Below are 24817 nucleotides of genomic sequence, written 5' to 3' on the forward strand. Positions count from 1 at the left end.
GAAGCATGAATAGCATTCCCTTCGACCTCCTGCTGCGCTGGACGCATTTCATCGCCGGCATCATCTGGATCGGACACAACTATTCGAGCGTCGTGCAGCGGCCGTCCTGGCAGCCGCTGACTGCCGCCGACCTGACCGACGACCGCAGCCCGCGTTTCCAGACATTGCTGAACCGAGAGCATGGCTTCTTCCGCTGGGCGTCTGTCGTCGCCTGGTGCGCCGGCGTCCTGATGCTCTGGCAGCGCGGGTGGCTAGGCGGCGCGTTCGGATTGCAGGGCGCGCTGGCACCCATCGGCATCGGCGCCTATCTCGGCACGCTGATGATGGCCAATGTGTGGCTGGTGCTCTGGCCGCATCAGCAGAAGGTCCTTGGCCTGAAGTCCGCAACGGTGGAAGAACGGCTGCGCTGCTCGCGGATCACGCATCTGTCTTCGCGCACCAATACCATGCTGTCGATCCCGCTGTTGTTCTTCATGGCCGGCGGCTCGCATGGCGGCGTGCTGGGGGGATGATAATGTCTTCGCCCAGCGCGGTGTGGAATTTCGCGTCCGGACCAGCCCGGCTGCCGGATGCCGTTCTGGCCCGCGCGGGTGATGTCTTGTTCCGGCGCGGTGCGGATGGCGCAACAGCCATCGAGCGGCCGTTCACCGGCACCGCCGTTCGTGCCGTGCTGGAATCGGCACGTGAGCGTCTGACTCAACTGCTCGAAATCCCTGCGAACTATCGCGTGCTCTTTCTGGCCGGCGGCGCCATGCAGCAGTTTTCTGCGGTGCCGTTGAATCTCCTCGACCCGGACTCCGACCTGCGAACGGCTGCGTATGCGGACTCCGGGTACTGGTCGCGACGCGCCATGCAGGAAGCGGCACGCTTTGCCGAGGTCAGCGTGATCGCCAGGCACGATGGAAGAGAAGCCCTCGCCGCGCCAGCCGTGGGCAAGTGGCATGTGCCGACGGGATGCGCCTACTGCCACATCACCGCAAACGAGACCGTGGACGGCCTTGCCTATCCTGCATGGCCCGACACGGGTGAGGTTCCATTGGTGGCGGACGTCACGTCCTGTTTTCTCTCCGCGCCGCTCGATATCTCGCGCTTCGGTCTCCTCTATGCCAGTGCGCAGAAGAATATCGGCCCCTCCGGCATGACCGTCGTCATTGTGCGCGAAGATCTGCTGCGGCGTCCCGCGCAGTCGGCGCCGTCACCCCTTTGCTATCGCCTGCAGGCCGAGCAGGATGGCTGCATCAACACGCCGCCCGTCATGGCGATCCATCTCGCGGCACTGGTTTTCGAGTGGATCGCGGAATTGGGTGGACTGTCAGCCATGGCGGAAACCAACCGGCGCAAGGCCGCCTTGCTGTATCAAGCGATCGACAGCAGCGATGGCTTCTACACCGCGCCGATTCTCGTCGCGCATCGCTCGATGACGAATGTGCGTTTTCATCTGGCGGACGACAGCTTGACCGAACGCTTCCTGATCGATGCGGAACAGGCTGGCCTGACAAACCTGCGCGGCCATCGTCACGTCGGCGGCCTGCGGGCGAGCCTCTACAACGCCATGCCCCTGGCGGGTGTGGGCGCACTGATCGACTTCATGAAGGAATTCAGGCAGTCTAATGGATGAGTGGATGATTGAGAGAATGAGGAAGCGATCATGGCCTTGCCGGCTGGGGCTGGCCGGCGGCATCGACAAGGATGGCAGCCGCGCAGCCGAATTGCTTGCCGCAGGATTCGACAGCGTTGAATTCGGCACCGTTACGCCGCAGCCGGAGGAGGGCCACAATTCCGGCCTCGCTGCGCTGGTCTCACGCCTCGCGTCACTTTCGCCGCGCCTGACTGACAAACCGCGTGTCGGCATCGGCATCGGCATGAGCAGCAGCGGGCCACCAGCCGCTCTTCCCGACGAGTGGGCTTCCGGGTTTCGTGGCGCGCGAGCTATTGCCGATTACGCTTGCTTCAATCTGAGTGCTCGCCGCTATCAATCCTTGCTCAACACGGCGCACCTACCGCTCCTGCGGTATGCCTTTGCAACTGTCGCTGCCGTGCGTCAATCGGAACAGGGGCGAGATGTCGCCGTCACGCTCAAGATTCCGCTCGGTGTTGACGACGCGTTTCCGCTTGCGCTTGCAGAGACGGCTGTCTCCGAAGGTTTCGACGCGATCATCGCGGTGCTTCCCGACAGCGCCCACCGGCTCGATCGGCTGCGACTGCTCGCCGATCGATTGCACGGCAAAGCTGGTCTTGTTGCCGTGGGCGGCATACGAAATGCTGATGACGCGCGCGCGGCGCATGCGGCCGGGGCAGACGGCGTGCAGGTGCACAGGGTCTTCACGGAACTCGGTGCGGCATGCCTGCCTGCACTGGGGCGCACCACAACGTCAGCACAGCAACTCATTTAATTGACGCCGTGCAAGGCTTTGGATGTGGAAGAAGAAATTGTATGATCTGTACCTGCATCACGCCGTTATTTGAGCGGGCAGGTTCGCCTTGCTTTGCAGATCAAAACACAACAGGGCCGCAATGAAACAGTCAGCCAGATTCTGGGACAGGGTGGCGGAACGCTACGCAAAGATGCCCGTGCGGGATGAAGCTGCGTACCAAAAGAAACTGCAACTCACGCGCGAGTATTTTCGGCCGGATATGGAGGTGCTGGAAATCGGCTGCGGCACAGGATCGACTGCCATTGCACACGCGCCGTATGTGAAACACATCCATGCGATCGATATCTCTTCGAAGATGATCGACATTGCCCAAGGCAAGGCGAAGGCAGGCAATATCGGCAATGTCACCTTCAAACACGCTAGCATCGAAGAGCTTGGCGCGCCGGCGCAATCCCTGGACGCCGTGTTGGCACTTAATCTCCTGCATCTTCTCGATGACCGGGATGAGACCATTGCCCGGATTCATACCATGCTCAAGCCTGGAGGTGTTTTCGTCAGCAGCACGGTTTGCCTTCGTGACATGGCGATGCTTTTCCGAATCGTGGCGCCGGTGGCCGGATTTTTCGGTTTGCTCCCTTTGATCAAGGTGTTATCCGCAAGAGAGCTGGAAGACAGCCTGACCCGAGCGGGGTTTGCCATTGATCGCCAATGGCGACCGGGGAAAAACAAGGCGGTCTTCATTGTGGCAAGGAAGGCAGGGATGCGAGATTGAGCGCCGCTTGGCTGGCCGTCGTTCAATCTGCGCCCGAGACAAACAACCGGATCTCGTCAGCCAACCAGTCGCGCAGGGCGCGCACCTTGGGATCGTCCCGGTTTCCGATGCGATAGACGAGATCGTAGCCGCGCTCTGCCTTGAGCCGGAGCTGCGGAAATGGCGCGACCAGGCGTCCGGCGGCTATGTCATCCGCCACCAGCGCGCTGCGCCCCAGCGCCACGCCTTCACCGCGAATGGCTGCCTCGATCGCCATGCTCCCATGGCTATAGGCCGGGCCTCGATAGGCCGGGCCTCGATAGGCCGGGCCGCGACCGCTGCGCACCTTGTCTACGCCGGCCAGCGCAAACCATTGTTCCCAGTTGGCCAGCATGCGGTCCTCGTGCAGCAGCGTGCAAGCGACAAGGCTTGCAGGGAAGGGCAGCCCACCCATTTGCGCGCGATAGTCGGGACTGCAAACCGGCGTCACGGTTTCTTCCAGTATCCGCTCGGCGAGAACGCGTGGATAGTGGCCCCCGCCGTAGCGTATGGCTGCATCGGCCTGCCCGTCGTCCAGATCGACATTGGCATCGGTCACGTCGAGATGGATGTCGAGTTCCGGGTGGCGTGCCTTCAGCCGGTGCAGGCGCGGCGCCAGCCATTTGCTTGCAAACGAAACGCTGGTGCTGATCGTCAGGCGCGCCACGCTGTCCTGCGAGCGAAGGCGTTCCGCTTCACGTGTCAGCTCTCCCAGCAGACGGGTCACGGCGACCAGAAACACAGCCCCCGCTTCGGTCAGGACGATGCGGCGGGTCATGCGCCGGAAGAGTGCGACGCCAAGATGGTTTTCGAGCGTCTTGATATGCCTGCTCACCGCGCCGTGGGTAACGTGCAATTCTTCCGCAGCCAGCGTCATGCTCAATAGCCGTCCGGCAGCTTCAAAGGCACGCAGTGTTTGCATTGGAGGAAGGCGGTCGAACATGGGAGTGTCGGATGTGTGAGTAATATTCACGCATTATGTGACGACAAATGATTTGTCAGCAAGACCGGCCGGCCGCAATATCTGGAATCAGCCGCGAAAGCGGCGTTCATTTTTTGACGTTATTGGAGAAGCAACGATGCAGTTCGACACATGGCTTGTATTCCTCGTGACCTCAATCGGATTGTCGCTGTCGCCGGGTCCGAACAGCCTGCTCGTGCTCACCCACGGCGCGCTGCATGGAAACCGCAAGACCTTGTTCACGATTGCTGGCGGAGTCCTGGGGTTTGTTGCGATCATCGCGCTCTGCATGTTTGGCATCGGCGCGCTGATCAAGTCGTCCATTGTTTGGCTCACCGTGCTGAAATGGGTCGGCGGCGCCTACCTTATCTGGCTCGGCATCCAGGTCTGGCACTCACCCCCGATTGTCGTCGCGGTCCGTACCGAACCGGCCGAAATCAACGGCTGGCGGCTCTTTCGCCAGGGTTTTCTGTCAGCGGCGACCAACCCCAAGGCCCTGCTTTTCTTCAGCGCATTTCTGCCGCAGTTCATCGACCCGCACCGCGACTTGCTGCCACAGTTTGCGACAGTAGCTGCAACTTACACGGCGACGGAATTCCTCGCCGAATACGCCATGGCGAGCGCGGCGAATCGGGTTCGCCCCTGGTTAGGACGCGTCGGGCGGCGCTTCAATCGCGTCTGCGGCGGCATCTTTGTTGCCATCGGAGCCGTGCTCCCGCTTCACGCCTGATGCGGTGGCGCCTGGTCACGTTCGTCCCGTCGAGCTTTTTTTATAACGCCGCAAGGCTCAGCGTGGATCTCCTTACTTTCAAACTGATCGTCACGCCACGCTGAAATCAGCATTGACGTGGTGCTGACTGCGATATGCTCAGATGCCAAAATGCAGTCGGATGCGCTCCTCAAGCAGTTGCTGTGTCTGTTCTGGTGTGCATTGTGCAAGCCGGTCGAACACTTCCCGTGCAATAGGCCGGAAGGCATCCATCACGCCGGGGTCGAAATGCGTCCCCGTATCCTTTTCCAGGATCGCCATCACCTTTTCAAAGTCCATCGGCGCCTTGTACGGCCGCCGCGAGCAGAGGGCGTCGAAGACATCGGCGAGGGCGAATATGCGGGCAGAAAGCGGAATGGCATTGCCCGAGAGCTTGCGGGGGTAACCTGAACCATCCCACTTTTCATGATGGCCCGCGACGATGGCCTTGGCTTCGTCCATCCAGCCGATACCCTGCACAATATCTTCCCCCTGCGTGACATGCGTGTGCATGATCTCGGACTCCTCGGCGTCGAGTCCGCCGGGTTTTCTCAGGATGGCATCCGGTATGCTGACTTTCCCGATGTCGTGCAAAAAGCTACCGACGATCAAGGATTGCATCGATTTTCCGCGCACGCCGAGACGCTCCGCAATACGCGCCGCGATCCAGGCGACCCGGAAGTTGTGCGTTCCGGTATCCGAATCGCGCTTGGCGATGGCACGTCCGAGCGCTTCCATCAGTGATACGTGCGAGTCAAGGATCTCCCGGGCCTTGAGTTCGTTCTCGCGCGACAGATGGACGACGACGGGATAGATGGCAGCGCCGCACAGCAAGGACGCCAGGCCGACCATGAGCGCGGCGTTGAGGGCTGTCGACAGTATTTGCACACGCTGCCAGGCCGAGACGACGCGTACGCCTTCAAAATACCCGGCAATCGGTCCGGGCGCGTCGCTCGATCCTGCCTTCAGCGGGACAAATACCCGCAGGATCCAGCGCCCGTCCTTCAGCCTGAAACTTTCAGACGAAGGCGTTGTATAGCTGGGTTTCAGGTGCGGCGGCAGTTGTGCTTCGACGGTCTGGCCATCTTCCGTCATGGCAAGGGCCAGCTTCTCTCCCTGCCCGTTGTAGATCTCGGCAATGTCGAACAAGCCGCCGGCAAGGGCGTCTGCCGCCTTGCTTGCGTATTTTCCTGCATCGGACGAATCCAGCGCGGCGGCCTGGAAATGGTGCAAGTGCAGCAGGCGCCGCGACTCTTCCATGGCAAGCGATACGGTCGCCTGTTCTGCATTGCCGTGGGCAACCAGCCACGCAGTGGGACTGGCGATTGCTGCCAGCAGGACGCTGACGGCGGCAATGCGAATGGCGGTCTGCCTGTTGAATGCGTTCATGACCGTTCCTCGGGGCCCGGCAGGGTATAGCACCTGCAGGAACAGACAGCGCAATCGAAAAAAAATTTTCAGGGCGGCATGCATATGGCGTCGGCACGCCGGCAAGAAGACGGGAAAATTGATCTGGATCGCTTTCCGGAAAAGTTGGCGTTGGCTGAAACCTCGCCCAAGCGTAATGTTGCAATTGACCACAATCGCGCAGGCCGAACGCCGGTGCGATATTCCGGCCCGCCACAAGCGGACCGGAATGCGTCCTTGAGAGATGCAACCGATTCCGAGGTCAAGCCTTTTAAGAAAAGGTGTGGAGGCATCAATGGAGCAACGGACCAATTCCGCCTCCCCTGCACGGACGGATACCGTCGACGTGCCGGGCGGGCTATCGTTGCCACTGGAAGTCCGGGTTCACGGCCGGGGCGGGCAAGGTGGCGTCACCTGTGCAAAACTGATCGCGGCGATGTACACGCAGATGGGCTTGCACGTACAGACCTTCGGGGACTACGGCAGCGAGCGCTCCGGCGCGCCGGTGCAGGCCTACACTCGGGTCGATCACGTTCCCATCACCAATCGCAACAAGGTCTATCGCCCGGACCATTTGCTGGTGCTCGACGAAGGGCTGATGGGCGACCAGATCCTCTCCGGCGCATCCGCCGGCGCCGTCCTTCTGCTCAATTCACACGCCAGCCTGCAGAGCTATACCGGGCGCTTTGCGCACTATCAGTTCGGCGTGGTCGATGCGACCGACATCGCGCGCGAGCATGGCATCGGCAGCAGTTCCGTCGTGATCATCAACACCACGATGCTCGGCGCTTATGCACGGATGCTGGGCATTCCGCTGGCAGTACTGGAAAAGACCTATGCGTCGATGGGGCTGAGCGACGACCTGGATGCGGCGCGCGACGCGTGGGAGCGTGTCAGCATCAGGGAGGCGGATCACGCAGCCGACATCGTGGAAGCGCCAGTTGCCGCGGCTGTACCTGCGGACGTGGTGCCGATGCGCGAACATACTCACGATATCCCGGCAACGCTCAAGACCGGGACATGGAGCAACCAGGCGCCGGCCTATCGTGAACATGCCGCGCCCTGCAACGTCGCCTGCCCCGCAGGCAATGACATCGTGGGATTCATTCAGGCGCTGAAAAGCGACGGACTGCAAGCCGCTGCCGCCATTCTCATGCGCACCCAGGCACTGCCATCGGTGTGCGGCCGCGTCTGCCCCGCGCCCTGCATGAAGGAATGCAACCGCGGCGCGTTCGACGGCGCCGTCAATATCCGCAGCCTGGAGCGCTGGATAGGCGACCAGTCGGCATGGAAGCCCGCGCAGAAGACGCCGGCGCTGCGCCAGCGCTTCGCGATTGTCGGCGGTGGGCCGGCCGGCCTGTCGGCTGCGTACCAGCTAGCGCTGCTCGGCCATGCGGTCACGATTTACGAGGCCGGGCCTGCGCTGGGTGGCGTGCTGCGCAACGGCATTCCGGCATTTCGCCTTCCGATGGAAGTGTTGAATCGCGACATCGAACGCATCCTTTCGCTGGGCGTGAAAGCGGAATGCAATCGGGCGCTGCGTGGTGACGAACTGGCTGCGCTGGCCGAGGTTTACGATGGCGTGGTGATATGCACCGGCTTCGGACCGCCGACCTCTCTGGGCGCTGGCAGTGCGCATCTGGCCGGCGTGGAGCAGGGGCTCGAATTCCTCGATCGCGTCAAGCAAGGCGGTGTCGCCGTGCACGGCCATGTCGTGGTGGTCGGCGGCGGCAATACCGCGATCGACTGTGCGCGCAGTGCGCTGCGCTGCGGAGCCGTCTCGGTCAAACTCGTGTACCGGCGCGGGCGTGAAGAGATGCCCGCCATCAGGGAGGAAATCGAAGACGCCGAAGATGAAGGCGTGCGTCTCGTGCTGCACCGCCAGCCGGTCGGCTTCACCGGCAATGACGCCGTCGACGGCGTGGTCCTGGCCGAAGTGGAACCGGGTCCGCCGGACGAGAGCGGGCGACGACGCCCTGTGGTGACTGATCGCATCCTGAATGTCTCCTGCGACAAGGTTTTGCTGGCACTGGGTCAGCAAGCGGACAAGGAACTGTTGCCCGCGACCTGGGAAATGCGCAACGGACGCGCGTGGCAAGGCGATCAGCCGCTGAGCGTCTGGTTTGCCGGCGATTGCGCGACGGGCGACGGCACCGTGACGCACGCCATCGGCAACGGTCGCCGCGCTGCGCTGCAGGCATTGACGGGCGAGACGATGGCGAGCGGGCCTGCTACGAATCCGGTCGCTCCCGCGCAAGTACGGTTTTCGCACTTCGAAGTGGCTGCGCCACACAAGGACAAGCATCTGCCGGCACCGGCACGCCGGAGCAGCTTCGTGGAATACAACCTCGGCCTGGCCGGCCCGGAAGAGGCCGACCGCTGCTTCTCCTGCGGCCATTGCACGAACTGCGACACCTGCCTCGTCTACTGCCCCGAAGGCGTGATCTTTCGCGCCGAGGACGGCTATCGCGTCGATGAAGAATTCTGCAAGGGCTGCGGTATGTGCGTGGCGGAATGCCCGCGCAGCGCGATGGAGATGATCAACAAGAACCAGCGGGAGGCCAGCATATGTCGCTAGAACTCATCAGCGCCAATCATGCCGCCGCGCTGGCGGCCACGCTCGCGGGACGCGCCAATCGCACCGGCCGCGGCTTCTGCAGCGGCGTCTATCCGATCACGCCCTCCACCGAGTGCATGGAATACCTGTGCGGGCAGACGATCGAAAAAGGCAAGGTCATCCGCGTCGAGAGCGAGCACAGCGCGATGGGCGTGTGCATCGGCGCGGCCGGCGCCGGCGCGCGCACCTTCACCGCGACCTCGTCCAACGGCCTGGCCTACATGGCGGAAAACTGCATCGCCGCCGCCGGCCTGCGGCTTCCCATCGTCATGGCTGTAGCCAACCGCACCATCGGCCCGCCGTGGAACATCTGGGCCGACCATGGCGATTCACTGATGCTGCGCGATCACGGATGGATCCAGTTCTATTGCGCCGACAACCAGGAGCTGTTCGACACGGTGCTGTGCGCATTCCGCCTCGCCGAGGACAAGCGCATCATGATGCCGGCCATGGTCTGCATGGAAGGCTTCATCCTGTCGCACACCGTGGCGCAGATCAAGGTGCCGACGCAGGAGCAGGTGGACAGTTTCCTGCCACCCGCCGCCATTCCGCACCGTCTCGGCGAGACGCCGCATTCGCTCGGCCAGATGGAAGTGCCGCACCTGACCGAGATGCATCGCCTGCAGCACCATAACGCCTTGCTCGCCGTGCCTGGCGTGTACGGCGAAATCGAGAAGTCGTTCGCGGAAGTGTTCGGACGGCGCCTGCCAGACCCGGTCGTGCCGTATCGGGCGGAAGATGCGGAAGTGCTGATCGTTTCCATGGGCACCATTGGATCCACCGCGGAGCGTGTGGTCGATGCGTTGCGCGCCAAGGGGCGGCGTATTGGCGCCATCCGCGTGCGCCTGTTCCGGCCACTGCCGGTAGAAGCGATCAGGAAATGGTTCGCCGGCAAGAACAAGATTGCCGTCATCGACCGCGACATCAGCCTCGGTTTTGGCGGCGTGCTGTGGGGCGAGGTGCGCGGCCTGGCCGATCCAGGCGCGATCGTGCAGAGCTACATGGCAGGCGTGGGCGGCGGCGACCTGCGCCCCGAACACATCGATAACATCCTGGCCGACATGGACGTGCGCCAGCATGCAGGCCGGCCGGCGCTGGTGGAGGCCGTATGAACATGGTCAACGAACCGCTCCTGTGCGGCATGGCGCAGACCCCGCTCGATCGTGCCCAGCCCATTCTGCGCCCGGGCAACACCAACTGCGGCGGCTGCGGCATGTCGAACCTGCTGCAGATGATGCGCCGCGCGATTGCGGACCGGCAGGTGCAGCTGGTCATTCCTGCATCCTGCGCTGCCGTCGCGGCGGGCCTCTTCCCGCAGAGCACCTTTGGCGTACCGACACTGCTGACTACCTTCGCGTCTGCCCCAGCCGCTGCCAGCGGCGCGGCCAGCGTGGCCATGCTCAACGGCGAAGACACGCGAGTGATATGCCTCGGTGGTGACGGCGGCACTTACGACATCGGATTCGCCAGCCTGTCGGCAGCAGCCGAGCGCAACGAAGACGTGCTCTACATCTGCTACGACAACGAGATCTATGGCAATACCGGCGGCCAGCGTTCGTCCGCCACGCCGCATGGCGCGGTGACGACCAATACGCCCAACGGCAAGCCGGAGCAGAAAAAGGACATCGTCGCCATCATGGCTGCGCACCGGATTCCCTACGCCGCCTCAATGTCTCTGGCGCATGCGGACGATACCTTGCGCAAGCTGCGCTACGCCCTGGATCTGAAGGGCTTCCGCTTCCTGCATGTGCTGTCGCCCTGTCCTACCGGCTGGAAGTCCGAACCGGCGCTGGGCATCGAGCTGGTGCGCCTCGCAGTGCGTTCCGGGTTCTTCCCGGTGTTCGAAGTGTTCGACGGCAGGCGCTACGTGATCAATATCGAACCGGATTTTTCCGACGAAGCGCTGGACATGTATTTGTCGCTGCAACGCCGCTTCCAGAAATCGGGACTGACCGCGGCCGACCTGCGGCCTGACATCGATCGTTACTGGCAGAACCTGCGCGCGCTGTCCGGCCGCATTGTCCCGGCCAGGCGCGGCGTGTGATTCAACCAGGGGGGGAACCGTGCGTAAATATGTCGGAGAGCGCATCCAGAAAATGCGCGAAGCGCAGGAGCTGACGGTGGAGCAAGTGAGCAAGCTGACCGGCATTGAAGCGGAGCGCCTGCGTGCGTTCGAATGCGGAGACGCGGTACCGTCGATCGGCGCGGTGATCCAGCTCTCGCGCGTCTTCGGCTCAAAGATGGAAGGCCTGCTGCATGGCGGCGCGACAGTGACCGAGATGCTGACCATCTGCCGGTCGGGAGAGTCGTTCTCGGGAGAGCAGGGCGATACCGAGCAGAGCTATGCCTACAGCTCGCTGACCCGGCCAGGCACGGCCGGGCACGTGATGGAGCCGTTTCTCCTCACCTTCGACCCCAATGTGCCGCAGGGCGCGGCGATCACGCATGACGGGCAGGAGTTCGTGTACGTGGTCGAAGGCGTGGTCGAGCTGTTTTACGACGGCCGCAGCTACCGGCTTGAAAAGGGCGATAGCGCCTACCTGAACTCGTCGCGGCCGCATACCTTCCATGGCGTGGGAGCGGGGCCGGCGCGCATGCTCGCCGTCGTCAGTTCCTGAAGCGGACGTCCCCCATCAACGCCGTCTCTTCTGCGCATCCCGCAGGAAGGCAAGCTTTTACCGCGTCTTTGAGTCGAATTGCTTCAACACAGTGCGCGCAGCGATAGACGTGGAGCATGTTGCTGAAGTATATTTTCGCCTGCACCAATAAAGGTGTTTTTCATGGAGTAGGTAATGAACAAGGCAGAGATCATCAACCAAATTGCAGTCGACCACGATCTGACCAAGGTCAAGGCCAAGGAAGTCGTCGAACAGCTGTTCGGTTTCGTCGGTGCAGGCCTGAAGAAGGAAGGACGTTTCTCGTTCCCGGACCTGGGCACGTTCACCGTGGCAGAGCGCGCAGCGCGCACCGGCCGCAATCCGATGACTGGCGAAAAGCTCAAGATCAAGGCCTCGAAGACCGTACGCTTCAAGGCAGCTCCGGCACTCAAGCTGCAAGTGGCGAAAGTGAAGGTCAAGTAAATGCAGTACCGGGAGCGCAAGCTCCCGGCAATTCTCTCCACCAGATGTTGATCAAGACAGCGCAAGCACCTGCAGCATAGTCTCTCAATGAAGGTCAACACCATCCCATGGACAAGCCCGTTCCTGCAGCGGCAAGCTCAACTCAAGCATCCGAACCAAGTGCTCGAACGGTAGTGCTGGCAGGCGCCACAGGCCTTGTCGGACGCGCGATCCTGCAAGGGCTGCTCGCCGATGCATCGGTCGCGGCGGTGCATGCATTGGGCCGGCGTCCGCTGACCTTGCAGCATCTCAAACTGATTTCGCATGTGGTCGACTTTGCCGCCTTGCCTCCGCTGCCCCCGGTCGATGAGGTCTACCTCGCGCTTGGCACGACCATCAAGATAGCCGGCAGCCAGGCCGCATTTCGCGCCGTAGACTTCGATGCCAGCCTGGCCGTTGCGCGCGCAGCGCAGGCAGCCGGAGCCACACGTCTGGGCGTCGTAAGCGCAATGGGCGCCAATGCGCGTTCGTCCATTTTCTATAATCGGGTGAAAGGCGAAATGGAAGATGCGCTTTCTGCGATGGGTTTCGACGCTCTCGTGATTGCGCGACCCTCGCTCCTCACTGGCGACCGGGAAGCGCTTGGCCAGCCGATGCGCAGTGGCGAGAAGTTCATGATGCGTGCCGGCGCATGGCTGAGGCCGTTCATTCCCGCCAATTTCAAGCCGATTGCGGCGGATGACGTCGCCGCGGCACTGCTCACGCGTGTGCCGCTGGCGCAGGGGAGGGAGGTCTTGCTTTCCGGCGCCATGCAATCCTCGGCCTAGCGACGGTCTGCATTGCCCCTCCTGACTAGGCAGCCATCATGATGACTAGCCTTGATCGCCGTGCGATGGTTCAGGCTGCCACGAGGCGATTGTGAACGATGCGCACATGCGCGCCGTTAGCCCAGCGCGTTCCGCCAGCTTCCGTCACCGTGCGCACGCGGCCGTTGGGCATGCGGACGGTCACGCGCGTGACAACGTGGGAGCGCATACGTTTTTCGACGGCGTTGCCCGCAAAGCCGCCGCCAACCGCACCGGCGACCGTCGCAAGTGTGCGGCCGTTGCCCTTGCCGACCTGGTTGCCGAGCAGGCCGCCGACGAGCGCACCGCCGACTGCGCCTGCTCCGGTGCCGTGGGCTGCCGGCTGTTCATAGGTGTGCTGCGAGATAATGGTGCCGCAGGAGCGGCAGGCAGCCTGCGCAGGCGCGGCGAGGATAAAAGCGGCGGCGAGCGCCGCGGCTCCGAATTGATAAGCGTGTTTCAATAATTGCATAGTTCACTCCAATTCCATGCGGAAAAATCCGCAGCTTTGCAGCGTAATGGCTGCGCGGCCTCCGATGTGTGGCCGGAGCGTTTCGTTCGCAAGCATTTGTAACAGGCTTGCGGTATGCTCGATCAACAGGTCGCGTGAAGAGCGTTTTCCTCGACGTTTTGCGACCGGAGGCGGGCAACCATCGCCACATACGGAGTCAATCATGGAGATGAAAAAGATTAATGCCGGAAAATTGCGCGCCATCGGTTACGATTCCCGCGAGCGCATTCTTCGGGTCGAATTCGATGATGGCAGCGCAATCGACTATTCAGGCGTCGGTGCCGAACTGTGGCGCCGCTTCTCGACGTCCGGTGTCGCCTGGAGCTTCTATCGCGACAACATCGAGGAGGAATTCCCAGGGCGTCGGGGACGAGTCCAGCCCCAGGGGAAATCGCAGGCGCTTGAGGATCTGTTCAAGGCGCCCAAGGATGATGCGGGTACTTAGGGCCTGCCAAGGAATAAATTACACATTTTTCTCGGGCATCGCGGGCGCACTGCAGCGCAACGAACGCGCTCATTGACCGGAAAGATGTTTGCCTGCAGACACGGCGTAGGAAGGGGATCGAAAGAGCAATACCGGGTCGTTGGTCGGCGCGATGCCATCAGACATCACCAGGGGATCATAGTTGATGGGCTCGCACTCCGCGCCTTTTTGCGGCATGGCGGCGTTGATCGTCAGTACGCCGGCCTTGATCTTTTGACGTGTCGCGGGCCAGGCGAGCGTAGGGTTGTCTTGCGGATCGCTAGGCTCACCGATGGCGACAACCATGTCCCAACGGACCGGACCTTGCTGTGTTCGGCGGATCAATGCTGGCTGCAGGAAGTTTGGTCCCGCCGTTTTCATCTCCTCGCTGGAGAGTCTTTTTTCGCCGTCCTGAGGAACAAATTGCCAGCGCACCAGGGTCGTCTTGTTGTCCTGGCTGATAAATTTGAAGGTGTGGATCCCAAAGTAAGAGCTGTTCGCGTAGCTCACTGGCGGGTTGTGCGTTTCCAGGAACTGCGCCTGTTCCCTGTTATCCGGATGGCTGGCCTGAAACGCCTTGACCTTTTCCGGGTCCGGCTTACCGGTTTTGGGGTCGGGTCGCGTAGCGACGGTGAGATCGAAGAAAGTCTTCGGCGATGCAGCACCGAAAACCGGGGTATTGATCATCGTCATGTGTTGCAGGTGCCCTTGCGGAAGACGGAACTCCAATGCCATGCCCCTCGGTGATTTGGCGGTGTCAGGCGCATTGGGATTTCCTCCGGCGACGGAGAAACGTGCCACGACAGGAACCGGTTTGCCGGTAAATAATGCTGAGCGACTGTAACGTGCAATTTCCGGGTTCCCAACGAATTCGCCCCGCGCGCAGGTGCCCTTGATATGGTTGCGCCGTTCGCCATGGTGGGCGCCAAAGCTGTCCTCAAGTGCCTGGACGACTTGCCCGGCTGTCACTGTGCTGTCGGCAACCGCCGGGAGTGCTGCTCCGAGGCCTAATGAAACGACAGCTGCCGCCAGGGCAGCGTTCTTTCCATGCGTGATGCGTCCTCTCGCTTGCATTGGCATAAGTCTCCTCAAGGTCATTCCCGCGGCGCAGTGATAAGCCCGTGTTCTCTCGCCATACAAGCAATGGCGAGTTCTCGACGACAGCAATGCAAACATGAAATCAGAATGCGATGTCGAATATGACGGCGAACGACGCTTATCGTGCCATAGTCTTCGGTGCCGGCAGTGCGCAAAATCAATCAAGGAAGGAGCTGCCTGTCTCTGGTACAGCAATTCCATGGCATCAAGCTGTCGCATTTTCGCGTGCTCACAATCCTCCATGATTGCTTGCCGTGATGATATTGTTCTTGTCCTTCTTTAGATGGTAAGATTGCGCCGTCATTGGGGAGTAGCCGCTCTTCGTCGCGAAGAGGCTGACGTCAACATACTTGGCCCGCAGGCCATGGCGTCAGCAGTTCCCGTACCTGGCAAGACCTTTGACCACAACGCCCCGATTTGGCCGGGGTGGCGTTGTGGTCATTTGTCTTTCGCCCGGCCATGGAACTGATATGGAATCTCTCCTCGTCTCGACCGGGGTCGTTGCTCTCGCAGAAATTGGCGACAAGACCCAGCTTCTCGCATTCATCCTTGCCGCGCGCTTCAAGAAACCTCTTCCCATCATTGCGGGCATTCTCGCGGCGACTATCGTGAACCACGGACTTGCCGGCGCATTGGGCGCGTGGATTACCGCCACGGTCAGCCCTGAAATTCTGCGCTGGATCCTTGGGGTTTCCTTCATCGGCATGGCGATCTGGACTCTCATTCCCGACAAGATCGAGGAAGAGGAAACGCAGGTTGCGAAGAAATTCGGAGTGTTTGGCGCCACCCTGGTCACGTTCTTCCTGGCTGAAATGGGCGACAAAACACAGATCGCAACGGTGGCGATGGCGGCGCATTACGGCAGTCCGTTGCTCGTGGTCGCCGGCACTACACTGGGCATGTTGCTGGCAGACGTGCCGGCAGTCTTCGTGGGAGACAAGCTGGCGTCCAGGATTCCGATGAAGCTGGTGCATTCGATTGCTGCGGCAATCTTTGCCTTGCTGGGCATCGCCACGCTATTTGGTGCCGGTGCGAAGTTCGGCTTTTGACCAGATCGTGACTGACCGATACACTCGCGACGCTGCTGATACTCGCTGGTTGCATGCGCATGCCTAACGAGGCGTGGGCAAGTCAAAAATAGACGGCCATCACGTCATCAAATCCATAACGTACGCATGCAGCGCGAAAGCGCACCGGCCGGCAAACAAACCGACGCAACATGAAGGACTCCTATGAGCGACACAAGACACGACGACGGGCTCTCCGCCTGGATTCACGACCATATCTTCGACGAAGGCAGTCGGGCTGCCGAACGGGGTACGCGCCTCGTCATGTGGATTACCGCAGCCATGATGGTCGTCGAAATTGCTGCCGGATGGTGGTTCAATTCAATGGCGCTGCTGGCCGACGGCTGGCACATGAGTTCCCATGCCCTTGCCATCGGGCTGAGCGCCTTTGCCTACTCCGCTGCCCGCAAGTACGCGAAAGACACACGGTTCGCGTTCGGCACCTGGAAGATCGAGATACTTGCCGGCTATACGAGCGCAGTGTTCCTGCTCGGTATTGCCGCCTTGATGGCATTCAGCTCCGTTGAGCGAATCCTGTCGCCGCAGCCCATCCACTATCGCGAAGCCATAGTCATCGCGGCGATTGGCCTGATCGTGAATATTGTCTGCGCATTCATTCTTGGCGACGCTCACCATCACGGCGACCATGGCCACGACCATGGGCATCATCACGGTCACGCCGAAGACGGCCATCACCATCACGACCTCAATCTCAGGTCTGCCTATGTCCACGTCATTGCGGATGCCGCCACGTCGGTCCTTGCCATTGCCGCACTGCTCGGCGGCTGGTTATACGGCTGGGCTTGGCTTGATCCGGTGATGGGTATCGTCGGCGCAGTATTGGTTGCGGTATGGGCGAAGAGTCTGATGGCCGATACTGGCAAGGTGTTGCTGGACCGGGAGATGGATGCGCCTGTCGTCGAGGAAATTCGCGAGGTGATCGAGGACGACGTGAAGTCCGGAGAAACGACCCTGGTGGATTTGCACGTCTGGCGCGTCGGCAGGCAAGCATACTCGTGCGCCTTGAGCATCGTCACTTCAGATCCGGACCTTACGGCAAATCAGATTCGCGACCGGCTGGCGGTTCACGAAGAGATCGTGCATTCCACGGTCGAAATTCACCATCGTCGAAGGGCTTCTTCATGAATGCATGAGCGGATAAAGCGCCAGCCCTGCGAGCGCCGCCGCCGCGATGACGATCGGCTCCTGCAGTTTCCGGAAGCGCCACAGCATGGCAACGACGGCCAGCGCGATGAGTGCGGTCGGCAGGTCGACAATCGAGCGGCGCGCCAGTACGATGACGGACCCCGTGATGGCGCCGATCGCCGCGGCCGTGATGCCGTCCACGAACGCGGTCACTGCCGGCAATTTTCCGTATTTCTTGAAGTAGGGCGCCGGGATGATGGTGAACAGGTAGCACGGGATAAACGTGGCCAGTGCAGCCACGGTGGCGCCCGCAAGTCCGGCAATCAGATAACCGATGAAACCGACGGTGATGACCACCGGGCCCGGCGTAATCATGGCGACGGCAACCGCGTCCACGAACTGCTTGTCGTTGAGCCAGTGATGCTGTTGCACCACGCCACCATAGAGGAACGGTACGATAGCCAGGCCGGAGCCGAAAACAAATGTTCCCGCCTTTCCAAAGAACAGCGCGATCTGCGCGAGCAGGGATACGTCGATGGTGCCGAGCCATCCTGCTGTCATGGAGGGCATGGTGGCCTGTGCGAGCGCAGCAGCGTTCAGGTTACCTTTTTTGAGCCATTGTGGCGGCGCCCGCAGGAACCACACGAGGATGCCTGATGCAATGAACAGCCATGCGACTTCGGATTCGGTCGTGACGGTGACGACGACAAGCAGAAGGTAGATGGCCCAAAGCAGCTTGTCCTTCCTGATGCTCTTTTCAGTGAGTTTCTTTGCGCTGATCGCGATAATGCCAATGACCGCGGCGCCCACACCATAGAACACCGCCTGCATCCAGGACAGGCCGCCGAAGCGCGTATACGCCCATCCCAGTGCCACCACCATGAGAAATGACGGCAGAACAAAGGCAATTCCGGCCAGTGTCGCGCCGCGAATGCGATAGTGCACGTAACCCAGATAAATGCCGAGCTGGGCGGCCAATGGCCCGGGCGCCAGCTGGGCCAGCGCCAGTCCCTCCTTGTAGTCGTCCTGGGTAATCCATTGGCGGTCTTCCACCAGGTCCCGGAGCATGTATCCGACGAGCGCTACCGGCCCGCCGAACCCGAGCGCGCCCAATCGCAGCATGTACATGACCATTTGCCAGAGCGTATACCTGGGGGTGCCGGGGGCATCGTTCATGGTGGACTCTCCTCGCTGTAATGGACATGCAGTAAATCGAGGACGCGGTGAATTCGTTCAGCAGCGCGTCGTCGTCGGGCAGGCGCACACGGGCGCCGGAGAGAATGGCTTCGAATCCGGACGCTTCCGGATTGATCAGGTCGCCGACATCCGATGCATGCACCAGCGCCGCATTCTCGCCGCCGCACCCGTGGTCGCGAGGCTTGCCACCAGCAGGGGCTCGGGTGTCTCTGATGTCATTCAAATAAGTCTACATGATGTCACAACGTTAATAATGTCATTTTTGCTCCCCGCAAGCCAGCTTTGCCAACATGCATTTGGCTGCAACGCATTGAAGACTGAATAAGTCCTGCGGATACACGGTGCTTCCCTGCAGCCCGATCGCTCTTCATGCCTGAATCGCGCGACGTCATCATTGCCATGCAGATCCCTGCATCTCGGGCAGCCTCCGCAAATCATCGATCTTTTACTAAAACTCACAAATAAAGTGACAAAAGCTTGCGACTAACCTACTTTTTGATCACATATACTCGGTGCAATCATTTTTCCCCGCGACGAGTGCGTGAGTGGCAATCCAGGCAATCATTTTCGACGCTTACGGCACCTTGTTCGATGTGTATTCGATCAGCCGTCTGGCGGACAAGCTTTTCCCCGGCAAGGGCGACGCCTTGACGGCGCTGTGGCGCGTCAAGCAGATCGAATACACCCACCTTCGAACGATGTGCTCTACCTACAAGCCGTTCTGGGAGGTGACGCAGGACGCGCTCGTTTTCAGCTGCAGAAAGCTCGGCCTCAATCTGACGCTCGATGCACAACAGGCGCTGATGGCGCAGTACGCGAAGCTGCCGCCGTTTCCGGAGAGCGTAGAAGTCCTGCGCCAGTTGCGCGAGCAAGGCATCCCGCTTGCCATCCTGTCCAACGGCAATTCCCAGATGCTGGATGCAGTCGTGAAGGCGGCCGGCATGCAGACGCTGTTTTCCCATGTGCTGTCCGTCGACAGCGTCCAGAAATACAAGACCGCGCCGGAGGCATACCAGATCGGTACTGATATATTTGGCGCCGGCGCGAGGAACATCCTTTTCGTATCCGGCAACTGCTGGGATATTTGCGGCGCAAGCTGGTTTGGCTACAAGACGTTCTGGGTCAACCGCGCCGGCGCCCCGCTGGAAGAACTCGGCGTCACGCCGCACGGCGAAGGAAGTTCGCTGAATGATCTGCTCGCCTTCGTCGCACGCGAACAGGCATAATCGCTGCGCACAGGATTTGGTTTTGCTTCAACGATTATTTTGCTTTCTGTTTTTGTCACATCAACATTCAAGGACTACGTCATGACTGCACGCACCGCTTGCCACCGACTCCAGGTCGATACGCTTCTTTACCGCTTCATCGAAGACAAGGTTTTGCCGGGCACCGGCATCTCCAGCGCCACGTTCTGGAAGGGCTTCGATGCGATCGCTCACGACCTGGCGCCGAAGAATGCAGCGCTGCTGGCAGAACGTGACCGCATCCAGACCGAAATGGATCAATGGCATCGCGCCCATCCCGGCCCGATCAAGAACATGCCGGCCTATCGCGCATTCCTGGAATCGATCGGGTACCTGTTGCCGGCACCGAAGGATGTGCAGTCGACCACGGCCAATGTCGATGCCGAACTGGCCCTGCAGGCCGGCCCGCAATTGGTGGTGCCGATCCTTAACGCACGCTATGCGCTGAACGCCGCCAACGCGCGCTGGGGCTCGCTGTATGACGCCCTTTACGGCACGGATGTGCTGCCCGAGACCAACGGTGCAACCAAGGTCGGCAAGAAGGGCGAGGGCTACAACCCCGTGCGCGGCGCCAAGGTCATCGAATACGCGCGCTATGTGCTCGACCGTACCGCGCCCCTGGCCAAGGGTTCGCACATCGACTCGACCGCTTACCGCGTCGTGGACGGCAAGCTGGTCGTCACCCTGAAGGACGGCAGCACCTCTGGCCTGAGGGATGAAAACAAGTTCATCGGCTATCAGGGCGATGCGGAAAACCCGACGTCCATTCTGCTGAAGAACAACGGCCTGCACGTCGAGATCCGGATCGATCGTTCCACGAAGATCGGCGGCCAGGATGCCGCAGGCGTCTGCGATGTCATCATCGAAGCAGCGCTGTCGACCATTCTTGACCTGGAAGACTCGGTCGCCGCAGTGGACGCCGAAGACAAGGTCCTCGCCTATGACAACTGGCTGGGCATCCTGCAGGGCACGCTGGTGGAAACGGTCACCAAGGGCGACAAGACCTTCGAGCGCGCGCTGAACCCCGATCGTCAATACACCGCTGGTGTCGGCGCAGCGGACGCGAAGGACGGCGTGGTGACCATGCACGGCCGCGCGCTGCTGTTCGTTCGCAATGTTGGTCACCTGATGACCAATCCCGCGATCCTGCTGGACAATGGCAAGGAAATCCCGGAAGGCATCATGGATGCGGTCGTCACTGTCGCGATCGCGCTGCACGACCTGAAGCGCAAGGAAGGCCAGGCTATCTGCAACTCGCGCACCGGCTCGGTGTATATCGTCAAGCCGAAGATGCACGGTCCGGCGGAAGTCGCCTTTGCCAATGAACTGTTCGGCCGCGTCGAAGCCTTGCTCGGCCTGAACGCCAACACGGTCAAGCTCGGCATCATGGACGAAGAGCGTCGTACCAGCGTCAATCTCAAGGCATGCATCAAGGAAGCCGAAGCGCGCATCGCCTTCATCAACACCGGTTTCCTCGATCGCACCGGCGACGAGATGCACACCGCCATGGTGGCCGGCCCGATGATGCGCAAGGGCGACATGAAGACCAGCGCCTGGCTGCAGGCCTATGAGCGCAGCAACGTGCTGACGGGCCTGTCCTGTGGCCTGTCCGGCCGCGCACAGATCGGCAAGGGCATGTGGGCCATGCCCGACCTGATGGCGGCGATGATGGAGCAGAAGATCGGGCATCCGAAGACCGGCGCCAACACCGCATGGGTGCCCTCGCCCACCGCGGCAACCCTGCATGCGCTGCACTACCATCAAGTCGATGTGTTCGCGGTGCAGAAGGAACTGGCGAAGATCGACGCGCCGGCTGAGATCGAGCGCCTGCTCAACGACCTGCTGCAGATTCCGGTCGTCGCCAAGCCGAACTGGTCCGCTGAAGAGATCCAGCAGGAACTGGACAACAACTGCCAGGGCATCCTCGGCTACGTGGTGCGCTGGGTCGACCAGGGTGTCGGCTGCTCCAAGGTGCCGGACATCCATAACATCGGCCTGATGGAAGACCGCGCCACGCTGCGCATCTCCAGCCAGCACATCGCCAACTGGCTGCTGCATGGCATCGTCAACGCCGACCAGGTTCACAAGACCCTGCAGCGCATGGCCAAGGTGGTCGACAAGCAGAACGCCGGCGATCCGGCCTACAAGCCGATGGCGCCCGAGTATGAAGCGTCCTTCGCCTTCCGTGCTGCGCGCGACCTGATCTTCAAGGGCATCGAGCAGCCCAGCGGCTACACCGAGCCGCTGCTGCATGCATGGCGCCAGAAAGTGAAGGCTGCGCAAGCCTGATCTGCCTGAAGCAGTAATCGGAATCCCCTGCAGACCTCATGCTGCAGGGGATTTTTCTTTGGCGCGCCGCAACTGATATATCGTGCCTTCCGGTTTCGGCAAGGCCGCATTGAACTGGTAAATCATCCAGATAATGCTGATGGATAAAGGATAGGAGTGTGGGTTGAGCGAAGCGAGACCCGCCAATGCCTCGACTGTCGATCATGCAGCATCAATGTCTTGCCAACGCTGTAATGGTGCGCGCAGCGCACTGCACGTCACTATCTGGACGATCTACTGGCCACGGTGATTGAAGACCTGTTTCAGTGCCTCGAACCATACAAGCGTCATGGCAGATGCAAGTGCCGGAACTGCAAAATCATTCAGATGCACCGGAGCGAAATGAAATATTCTCTGTAATGCTGGAATCAGCAATACAGCCGTAAGCGTGACGCCTGTTCCGGCAATGATCCACCACTGCGCAGCATTTGGGATGCGCAAGGTCGCAAACATGGAGCGCGCCGCCGATCTGTTGACGACAATAAGGATCAGGTTGCCCACGACGAGGCAGGTGAACGCCAATGCACGGACTTCGCTATCGCCAAGTCCATGACGCATCCCGGAGAAAAACACCGCTGCTACTGCTGTCAGCAATCCGAGCCCCTGTAGAACGGCCAGGAAAACGACGCGCATTCCAAAAAGTCGCTCGTGAGGACTTCGCGGTGGTCGCTTCATTACCTGGCTATCTGTTGCTTCGTTCTCGAACACGACCGCACACGCGGGATTGATGATCATTTCCAGGAAAACGATATGCACGGGAGCGAGTGCAAGCGGCGTACCAAACAAGAGCGGAAGCAGCGTCATGCCGGCGATGGGCAGGTGCACGGCAACGATGTATGTCATTGCCTTGCGCAGGTTTTCGTAAATTCGCCGGCCCAGCCGGATTGCATGAACAATCGAGGCAAAGTTGTCCTCCAGGAGCACCAGTGACGAGGCTTCCCGTGCCACGTCGGTTCCGCGCTGTCCCATGCTGATGCCGATATGCGCCGCCTTGAGCGCGGGGGCGTCGTTGACGCCGTCGCCCGTCATGGCAACAATATCCCTTCTCGACTTGAATGCCTTGACCAGGCGAAGCTTCTGTTCCGGGCGGACTCTGGCGAAGACATGGACATCCGCAACCAGGGTTTCCAGCTGGCGATCGTCCATCTCATCCAGCTCCGGTCCGGTCACAACTCTCGCATGCGGCAAGCCCGCCTCTTTGGCAATTGCTTGTGCTGTCGCTGCATAATCGCCCGTGATCATGACAACGCGAATGCCGGCATCATGGCATTCAGCCACTGCCTGCGGCACTTCGGCGCGCACCGGATCGGCAAGTCCGACAAGCCCTAACCATTCAAACGAAAATTCCATCGGACTCGTCGGCCAATCATCGCCATCATGCCTGGCCATTGCCACGCCCAGGACGCGCATCCCTTGGGTTGCGAGCTGTTGCGTCTCCTGGAGAATGGCTTTGGCGTCATCTTCGCCGAGCCGGCAAAGCCGGATCACCGATTCCGGTGCGCCTTTGGTTGCCACGACATATTCCGGTATGGTGGCAAAGCGCCATACATGGGTCATGGCCATGAGTTCCGATGTCAAGGGATACTCGTGGACGATTGCTCCGCCATGGCCATGCAAAGTCGCAGTCTGGCCAAACCTTGCCGCGGCAGCATGGATGGCCTTTTCCATCGGGTCGAACGGATTTGTCTCGCTGGCAAGAGTGGCATATTTCAGGAGCAGGCGTGCCGGATCAGCCAGTGATTCCGGTTTGACGTGATCGACCTCGAAGCGCGCGCCCTGTGCGGCAAGTGTTTTGACCGACATGCGATTTTGGGTGAGAGTCCCTGTCTTGTCCACGCACAGGACAGTGGCGGAGCCCAGTGCCTCGATCACCGGGGTGTGGCGAGTCAGCACCTGTTTCTTCGATATTCGCCATGCGCCGAGCGCCATGAACACGGTGAGGATCACGGTAAACTCCTCCGGCAGGACAGACATCGCGAGCGTGATTCCGGCAAGCAGTCCGTTCAGCCAGTCATGTCGTGTCCAACCGTATAACAAGAACACCATGAGTGACACCGCAACGCCCAGATAGGCAAAGCGTTTTACCAGCAAGGCAATCTCGACCTGGAGCGGGCTCCTCTCAGTCTCCAGCGACTGTAGTGCGCGACCGATCTTTCCGATTTCGGTCGCTCCTCCGACTGCAGTCACCTGCGCCAGCCCTCCACCCTGTACGATCATTGATCCGGAAAAGATGCGGTAGGGCGAGTCTGTTCCTCGCTCCTCACCAGAAGGCTGGGAGGCCGGATTCATGACTTGCTTGGATACCGCGACAGACTCCCCGGTCAGCAAGGATTCGTCGATGAGCAGATCATGGGCTTCCATGAGAACGCCATCGGCAGCAATTCTGTCACCCTCTTCAAGCACCAGCAGGTCGCCTTTCACAACCTCACGTCCCGGAATGCGCATCTGCTCGCCCTGGCGAATGACAAGCGCACGTGGGCTGGACAGGTCGCGCAGCGTTTCCAGGACGCGCTCCGTCTTGTGCTCCTGGTAGATGGTGATCCCCATTGAAACGAAAACAAAGCCGAGAAGCATGAGTGCATCGTTGGTGCTTCCGAGAAGGAGATAGATCGTGCCCGCCGCGATCAGCAGCGCGAACATCGGCTCCCGTGCAACTTCCAGCAGAATATGCGCCGCCGTCCGTTTTCCCCTGGCAGGAAGCTCGTTGTATCCGTCTTTCTGCAAACGCTCTGCTGCCTCGTCGGTCGTCAGGCCCTGTGTCATGTAGTGGTCGTGGGTCATGCTTTGAAGAAGGAGTTGGGCTTCAGCGGATGCTTCCAAAGCACACACGGTCGTTGCGCTTACTAATCATTGTAGGGGAGTTGCCTTGTGCGCTCCAGGCCAGTCCGTTCGGTTATCGCTCGGCAATGTCCGAAATTATGATAGAACGTGCGCACCATTGACAGAAACCGCGCTACGCAA

General features: G+C 60.8%; 22 protein-coding genes and 1 riboswitch. Of the genes, 16 read left to right on the forward strand and 6 right to left on the reverse strand.

Annotated elements, in window-relative coordinates; translation table 11 throughout:
* Positions 1-5: 5 nt before the first annotated feature.
* The 4 genes from VJ698_RS01885 (at position 6) to VJ698_RS01900 (ending at position 3147) form a co-directional block, all read left to right on the forward strand.
* Complete coding sequence (locus VJ698_RS01885) at positions 6-512, forward strand: urate hydroxylase PuuD (protein ID WP_324100959.1); 507 nt, start codon at positions 6-8, stop codon at positions 510-512.
* Between the two features lie 2 nt (positions 513-514).
* Positions 515-1618, forward strand: coding sequence for a 3-phosphoserine/phosphohydroxythreonine transaminase (serC, locus tag VJ698_RS01890; protein WP_324100960.1), 1104 nt, complete (start codon positions 515-517; stop codon positions 1616-1618).
* Positions 1619-1622: 4 nt separating this feature from the next.
* Entirely contained in the window at positions 1623-2393 is a 771-nt protein-coding gene (locus VJ698_RS01895) for a hypothetical protein (protein ID WP_324100961.1), read from the forward strand.
* A gap of 121 nt (positions 2394-2514) precedes the next feature.
* A complete protein-coding gene (locus VJ698_RS01900) occupies positions 2515-3147 on the forward strand; it encodes a class I SAM-dependent methyltransferase (protein WP_324100962.1) in 633 nt (210 codons plus the stop codon).
* A gap of 22 nt (positions 3148-3169) precedes the next feature.
* Here the strand turns inward: VJ698_RS01900 and gcvA are convergent, their stop codons facing one another.
* Positions 3170-4108 carry a transcriptional regulator GcvA gene (gcvA, locus tag VJ698_RS01905; RefSeq protein ID WP_324100963.1) on the reverse strand — a complete coding sequence of 313 codons (939 nt, stop codon included), beginning with the start codon at positions 4106-4108 and terminating at the stop codon, positions 3170-3172.
* Positions 4109-4244: 136 nt separating this feature from the next.
* Between gcvA and VJ698_RS01910 the strand changes: the two genes are divergently transcribed.
* Positions 4245-4856: a LysE family translocator gene (locus VJ698_RS01910; RefSeq protein WP_324100964.1), complete on the forward strand. Its 612-nt coding sequence runs from the start codon at positions 4245-4247 to the stop codon at positions 4854-4856.
* Between the two features lie 138 nt (positions 4857-4994).
* Here the strand turns inward: VJ698_RS01910 and VJ698_RS01915 are convergent, their stop codons facing one another.
* Entirely contained in the window at positions 4995-6263 is a 1269-nt protein-coding gene (locus VJ698_RS01915; RefSeq protein WP_324100965.1) for an HD-GYP domain-containing protein, read from the reverse strand.
* A gap of 313 nt (positions 6264-6576) precedes the next feature.
* On the opposite strand from VJ698_RS01915, the gene VJ698_RS01920 reads away from it, so the two are divergent.
* From VJ698_RS01920 to VJ698_RS01945, 6 genes are all read left to right on the forward strand, one after another.
* Positions 6577-8859: a 2-oxoacid:acceptor oxidoreductase family protein gene (locus tag VJ698_RS01920; protein ID WP_324100966.1), complete on the forward strand. Its 2283-nt coding sequence runs from the start codon at positions 6577-6579 to the stop codon at positions 8857-8859.
* Entirely contained in the window at positions 8850-10010 is a 1161-nt protein-coding gene (gene porA / locus VJ698_RS01925; RefSeq protein WP_324100967.1) for a pyruvate ferredoxin oxidoreductase, read from the forward strand. The genes VJ698_RS01920 and porA overlap by 10 nt, the downstream gene beginning before the upstream one ends.
* Positions 10007-10942, forward strand: a complete 936-nt coding sequence (locus tag VJ698_RS01930; RefSeq protein ID WP_324100969.1) for a thiamine pyrophosphate-dependent enzyme — start codon at positions 10007-10009, stop codon at positions 10940-10942. Before porA ends, VJ698_RS01930 begins: the two co-directional genes overlap by 4 nt.
* A gap of 19 nt (positions 10943-10961) precedes the next feature.
* Entirely contained in the window at positions 10962-11516 is a 555-nt protein-coding gene (locus tag VJ698_RS01935; RefSeq protein ID WP_324100970.1) for a cupin domain-containing protein, read from the forward strand.
* A gap of 174 nt (positions 11517-11690) precedes the next feature.
* Positions 11691-11978 carry an HU family DNA-binding protein gene (locus tag VJ698_RS01940; RefSeq protein ID WP_324100971.1) on the forward strand — a complete coding sequence of 96 codons (288 nt, stop codon included), beginning with the start codon at positions 11691-11693 and terminating at the stop codon, positions 11976-11978.
* A gap of 107 nt (positions 11979-12085) precedes the next feature.
* A complete protein-coding gene (locus VJ698_RS01945) occupies positions 12086-12784 on the forward strand; it encodes an NAD(P)H-binding protein (protein WP_324100972.1) in 699 nt (232 codons plus the stop codon).
* Positions 12785-12854: 70 nt separating this feature from the next.
* Here the strand turns inward: VJ698_RS01945 and VJ698_RS01950 are convergent, their stop codons facing one another.
* A complete protein-coding gene (locus VJ698_RS01950) occupies positions 12855-13274 on the reverse strand; it encodes a glycine zipper 2TM domain-containing protein (RefSeq protein WP_324100973.1) in 420 nt (139 codons plus the stop codon).
* Between the two features lie 202 nt (positions 13275-13476).
* Between VJ698_RS01950 and VJ698_RS01955 the strand changes: the two genes are divergently transcribed.
* On the forward strand, positions 13477-13758 hold the full coding sequence (locus tag VJ698_RS01955; RefSeq protein WP_324100974.1) for a KTSC domain-containing protein: 282 nt from the start codon (positions 13477-13479) through the stop codon (positions 13756-13758).
* 69 nt (positions 13759-13827) lie between these two features.
* Here VJ698_RS01955 and VJ698_RS01960 read toward each other — a convergent pair whose 3' ends face one another.
* Complete coding sequence (locus VJ698_RS01960; protein ID WP_324100975.1) at positions 13828-14856, reverse strand: catalase family peroxidase; 1029 nt, start codon at positions 14854-14856, stop codon at positions 13828-13830.
* A 311-nt stretch (positions 14857-15167) separates the two neighbouring features.
* A riboswitch (yybP-ykoY riboswitch) is annotated at positions 15168-15341 on the forward strand.
* Between the two features lie 3 nt (positions 15342-15344).
* Between VJ698_RS01960 and VJ698_RS01965 the strand changes: the two genes are divergently transcribed.
* Together VJ698_RS01965 and dmeF are read left to right on the forward strand one after the other, a co-directional pair.
* Positions 15345-15923: a TMEM165/GDT1 family protein gene (locus tag VJ698_RS01965; protein WP_324100976.1), complete on the forward strand. Its 579-nt coding sequence runs from the start codon at positions 15345-15347 to the stop codon at positions 15921-15923.
* Positions 15924-16106: 183 nt separating this feature from the next.
* Complete coding sequence (gene dmeF / locus VJ698_RS01970) at positions 16107-17087, forward strand: CDF family Co(II)/Ni(II) efflux transporter DmeF (protein WP_324100977.1); 981 nt, start codon at positions 16107-16109, stop codon at positions 17085-17087.
* Here dmeF and VJ698_RS01975 read toward each other — a convergent pair.
* Complete coding sequence (locus tag VJ698_RS01975) at positions 17082-18263, reverse strand: chromate transporter (RefSeq protein WP_324100978.1); 1182 nt, start codon at positions 18261-18263, stop codon at positions 17082-17084. The two genes, dmeF and VJ698_RS01975, sit on opposite strands and share 6 nt — an antisense overlap.
* 566 nt (positions 18264-18829) lie before the next feature.
* Between VJ698_RS01975 and VJ698_RS01980 the strand changes: the two genes are divergently transcribed.
* Both VJ698_RS01980 and VJ698_RS01985 read left to right on the forward strand, forming a co-directional pair.
* The gene (locus tag VJ698_RS01980; protein ID WP_324100979.1) at positions 18830-19510 is read left to right on the forward strand and encodes a haloacid dehalogenase type II; all 681 of its coding nucleotides are present in this window, start codon (positions 18830-18832) and stop codon (positions 19508-19510) included.
* Between the two features lie 81 nt (positions 19511-19591).
* Positions 19592-21817, forward strand: coding sequence for a malate synthase G (locus tag VJ698_RS01985; RefSeq protein WP_324100980.1), 2226 nt, complete (start codon positions 19592-19594; stop codon positions 21815-21817).
* A 273-nt stretch (positions 21818-22090) separates the two neighbouring features.
* Here the strand turns inward: VJ698_RS01985 and VJ698_RS01990 are convergent, their stop codons facing one another.
* Positions 22091-24619, reverse strand: a complete 2529-nt coding sequence (locus VJ698_RS01990; RefSeq protein WP_324100981.1) for a cation-translocating P-type ATPase — start codon at positions 24617-24619, stop codon at positions 22091-22093.
* Positions 24620-24817 lie beyond the last annotated feature (198 nt).

The sequence above is a fragment of the Noviherbaspirillum sp. genome (genome assembly GCF_035254685.1).
Lineage (GTDB): Bacteria > Pseudomonadota > Gammaproteobacteria > Burkholderiales > Burkholderiaceae_D > Noviherbaspirillum.